This is a genomic window from Ruegeria sp. CF5, from assembly GCF_056537325.1.
In genome coordinates this window covers 1-4,558 of record NZ_JBQFRI010000024.1, presented here as the reverse complement: position 1 = coordinate 4,558, position 4,558 = coordinate 1, and the positions used below count along the sequence as shown (strand labels likewise).

At 64.9% G+C, this 4,558-nt stretch carries 4 protein-coding genes; all 4 read left to right on the top strand.

All coding sequences use genetic code 11. The annotated features are described in order from the left end of the window. Nucleotides 1-235: 235 nt before the first annotated feature. From ACR0NW_RS23925 to ACR0NW_RS23910, 4 genes are read left to right on the top strand one after another with little or no spacing between them, the layout of a single operon-like run. Complete coding sequence (locus ACR0NW_RS23925; protein ID WP_480453289.1) at nucleotides 236-1,480, top strand: pyridoxal-phosphate-dependent aminotransferase family protein; 1,245 nt, start codon at nucleotides 236-238, stop codon at nucleotides 1,478-1,480. Nucleotides 1,481-1,503: 23 nt separating this feature from the next. Next, nucleotides 1,504-2,703 (top strand): malate--CoA ligase subunit beta, encoded by a 1,200-nt coding sequence (locus ACR0NW_RS23920; protein ID WP_170657657.1) that lies wholly within the window; start codon nucleotides 1,504-1,506, stop codon nucleotides 2,701-2,703. Beyond that, a complete protein-coding gene (gene sucD / locus ACR0NW_RS23915; RefSeq protein WP_480453287.1) occupies nucleotides 2,700-3,587 on the top strand; it encodes a succinate--CoA ligase subunit alpha in 888 nt (295 codons plus the stop codon). The genes ACR0NW_RS23920 and sucD overlap by 4 nt, the downstream gene beginning before the upstream one ends. Next, entirely contained in the window at nucleotides 3,587-4,558 is a 972-nt protein-coding gene (locus tag ACR0NW_RS23910) for a 2-hydroxyacid dehydrogenase (RefSeq protein ID WP_170657661.1), read from the top strand. The genes sucD and ACR0NW_RS23910 overlap by 1 nt, the downstream gene beginning before the upstream one ends.

Below are 4,558 nucleotides of genomic sequence, written 5' to 3'. Positions count from 1 at the left end.
GTTTTCCCAAGCATATGAAATTGCCTTTGAATTTGGGATTACCTACCCGTTTTGGTGGTGTGAGTTGCGGTATACGGTGGTATCCTTACCCATTTGGGTAGTTTTTTGCCCGTCTTATTAGAAGTCCTAAAGCAGTAGTAAGTTACGTTGCGCGACGGGGCAAGCATCGGGTTTTCTGGCGCTCGACATGACACACCGGGCCGCGCTGGCCGTCAACTGCCGAGGATATCTGACGATGACGCTTCCGATTTTTCCCCCGCTCGAGATCCCCGAGACCCTGGCGGCCGGTCCGGGGCCGGGCAATACCGATGCCCGCGTGCTGCAGGCTTTTGCCGGTGCCGGGGTTGCCGATCACATGCAGGGTGACGTGCTGCGCGGCATGGTCGAGTGCAAGCAGATGCTGCGCGCGATCTGGGGCACGTCGAACACCTATACCTTTGCGGTGGCGGGCACCGGCTGGAGCGGGCTGGACACGATGTTCTCGGCGGTGATGCCCGGCGACCGGGTCGTGGCCTTTTCCAACGGCACGTTTTCCGGCATCGACGCGCTGACCCTGCGCATCAAGGCGGCCACCCGCGCCGAGCTGGCGGCGAATGCGCTGGACCCGCAGGCGGCAAGCGTCACCGTGATCGACGTGCCGCACGGACAGTCGGTGACCGGTGAGATGGTCGAGGCGGCGCTGGCCGAGCACAAGCCGAAATGGGCCTTCATGGCGCATTGGGAAACCGGCTCGGGGCGGATCAACGACCTGCGCGGCTTCTCGGATGCCTGCGAACGCCACGGCGTCATGGGCCTGATCGATGCGGTGTCGTCGCTGGGGGTCGAGGATTTTTCGATCGACGATTATCCCGGCATTGCCGGCTGGGCCTCGTGCCCGCAAAAGGGTCTGTGCTGCCTGCCGCTGACCTATGCGCCGGTCAGCTTTACCGACGCCTATATCGAGACGCTGAAGGCAAACGGCGCCTATACCTATGTGCACAACCCGATCTTCGAGGCGCGCCACTGGGGCATCGTTGACGGTCAGGACGTTGAAAAGGGCACCTATCACCGGACCCATTCGGGTTATGCGGTGGCGGCCTTTCATGAATCCCTGCGCCTGACGCTGCAGGAAACGCTGGCTGCGCGCGCCGACGCCTATCGCACCCACGAGGCCGCCCTGCGCGAGGCGGTTGCGGCGATGGGCTGCGAGGTGACGTCGAACATGACCAGCCTTGTGGTGCTGAACCTGCCGGGTGCGCTGGCGGGCCGGGAAATGGAGCTGGTGCAGAACTGCCGGGCCGAGGGCTTTGGCATCTGGCCCACCCTTTCGGCCCCGGTGCAGGTCCGCATCGGCATCCTGAACCAGCTGAACCCGACGGCCATCCGCGAGATCGTGCGCCGCTTTGCGGATGCGATGCGCGCCTTGGGCGCCGAGGTGGATCACGCCGCCATCGACGGCATTCTCGACAAGCATTACGCCCCGGCGATTGCCGCGCAGTAACGCCGCTCAACAGGGAGGAGCAAATGGACATCCACGAATATCAGGCCAAGGAAGTTCTTTCGAACTTCGGCGTCGCGGTGCCCTCGGGGGCGCTGGCCTACAGCCCGGAACAGGCGGCCTATCGCGCGCGCGAGCTGGGCGGCGACAAATGGATCGTCAAGGCGCAGGTGCATGCGGGCGGGCGCGGCAAGGCCGGCGGCGTCAAGCTGTGCCAGTCCGAAAGCGAGATTTACGAGGCCTGCGAGGACATGTTCGGGCGCAAGCTGGTCACCCATCAGACCGGCCCCGAGGGCAAGGGCATCTATCGCGTTTACGTGGAATCGGCCGTGCCGATCGACCGCGAGATCTATCTGGGCTTCGTGCTGGACCGTTCCAGCCAGCGGGTGATGATCGTCGCCTCGTCCGAGGGCGGCATGGAGATCGAGGACATCTCGGCCGAGCGTCCCGAGAGCATCGTGCGCTCGATCGTCGAACCGGCGGTGGGGCTGCAGGAATTCCAGGCGCGCGAGATTGCGTTCGAGCTGGGGCTGGAACCTGCCCTGGTGCAGCAGATGGTGCGCACGCTGCAGGGCTGTTATGCCGCCTTCCGCGATCTGGACGCGACCATGGTCGAGATCAACCCGCTGGTGATCACCGGCGACAACCGGGTTCTGGCGCTGGACGCCAAGATGAGCTTTGACGACAACGCCCTGTTCCGTCACCCGCAGATCGCCGAGCTGCGCGACAAAAGCCAGGAAGACCCGCGCGAAAGCCGCGCCGCCGACCGGGGCCTGTCCTATGTCGGGCTGGATGGCAATATCGGCTGCATCGTGAACGGTGCGGGCCTTGCCATGGCCACCATGGACACCATCAAGCTGGCGGGCGGCGAGCCTGCCAACTTCCTCGATATCGGCGGCGGGGCTTCGCCGGAACGTGTCGCCAAGGCGTTCCGTCTGGTGCTGTCGGACAAGAACGTGCAGGCGGTGCTGGTCAACATCTTTGCCGGCATCAACCGCTGCGACTGGGTGGCCGAGGGCGTCGTGCAGGCGCTCAGGGAGCTGCAGCTTGAGCTGCCCGTCGTGGTGCGGCTGGCCGGGACCAATGTGGAAGAGGGTCAGAAGATCCTCGCCCAGTCGGGCCTGCCGATCATCCGCGCCACCACATTGATGGAAGCCGCCGAGCGCGCCGTGGGCGCCTGGCAGAACGACCTTACCCAGGCCACCAAGATGAGGGCTGTGCAATGAGCATTCTTCTCGATCGCGATTCCCGCGTCATCGTTCAGGGCATCACCGGCCGCATGGCCCGGTTCCACACCAAGGACATGCTGGACTATGGCACCAATGTCGTCGGCGGCGTGGTGCCCGGCAAGGGCGGTGAAACCGTCGAGGGCGTGCCGGTCTTCGACACCGTCAAACAGGCCGTCGAGGCCACCGGCGCCGATGCCAGCCTGGTCTTCGTGCCGCCCCCCTTTGCCGCGGATTCGATCATGGAGGCGGCGGATGCGGGCATTCGCTATTGCGTCTGCATCACCGACGGCATCCCGGCACAGGACATGATCCGGGTCAAGCGCTACATGTACCGCTATCCGCGGGAAAACCGCATGGTGCTGACCGGGCCCAATTGCGCGGGCACGATCAGCCCCGGCAAGGCGCTGCTGGGGATCATGCCCGGCCATATCTACCTGCCCGGAAATGTCGGCATCATCGGCCGTTCGGGCACGCTGGGATATGAGGCCGCGGCGCAGCTGAAAGAGCGCGGCATCGGCGTCTCGACCAGTGTCGGCATCGGCGGCGACCCGATCAACGGCTCGTCCTTCCGGGATATACTGGAACGCTTCGAACAGGACGAAGACACCCATATCATCGCCATGATCGGCGAGATCGGCGGACCGCAGGAGGCCGAGGCGGCCGAGTATATCCGCAACCACATCAGCAAGCCGGTGGTGGCCTATGTTGCCGGTCTGACCGCACCCAAGGGCCGCACCATGGGCCATGCGGGCGCGATCATCTCGGCCTTTGGCGAAAGCGCCTCCGAAAAGGTCGAGATCCTGTCCGCCGCCGGTGTGACCGTGGCCGAAAACCCCGCTGTCATCGGCGAAACCATCGCCCGCGTGATGGAGGCTGCGTGATGGTCAAACCGTCGGTTCTTGTCACCCGCCGCTGGCCTGCCGCCGTCGAGGCGCAGCTGGCCGAGGATTACAACGTCGCGCTCAACACCGGTGACAGGCCCATGTCCCCGGCCGAGATCCGGCAGGCCCTGAAAACCTATGACGCGGTGCTGCCCACCGTCACCGACACGCTCAGCGCCGAGGCGCTGGACGTACCCGCCGCCCAGACCCGCATTCTGGCCAATTACGGCGTCGGCTACAGCCATATCTGCGAACCGTCGGCGCGCCAGCTGGGCATGACCGTGACCAACACCCCCGACGTGCTGTCCGAATGCACCGCCGACATCGCCATGACGCTGCTGCTGATGGTGGCGCGGCGGGCAGGCGAGGGCGAACGCGAACTGCGCGCCGGAAACTGGACCGGCTGGCGGCCCACGCATCTGATCGGCACCAAGGTCAGCGGCAAGACGCTGGGCATCGTCGGCTATGGCCGGATCGGTCAGGAAATGGCGCGCCGTGCCCATCACGGATTCGGCATGGACATCCTGGTCTACAACCGCAGCCCCGTGGCGCCCGAGGTGCTGGCCCGCTGCAACGCAACCCAGGTCGACACGCTCGACGACCTGCTGCCGCACTGCGACTTCGTCTCGCTGCACTGCCCCGGCGGCGCCGCCAACCGGCATCTGATCAACTCGCGCCGCCTGGGCCTGATGAAACCCGACGCCTTTCTGATCAACACCGCCCGCGGCGAGGTCATCGACGAATGGGCCCTCATCCAGGCGCTCATGTTCGACATGATCGGCGGCGCAGCCCTCGACGTCTTCGACGCAGAACCCCGCATCAGCCCGGACCTCATGCAATGCGACAACCTCGTCATGCTCCCCCATCTCGGAAGCGCAACACGCGAGGCCCGCGAAGCTATGGGATTCCGCGTCATCAAAAACCTCAACCAATTCTTCAACGGCAAAAAACCACAAGACAGAGTGATTTGA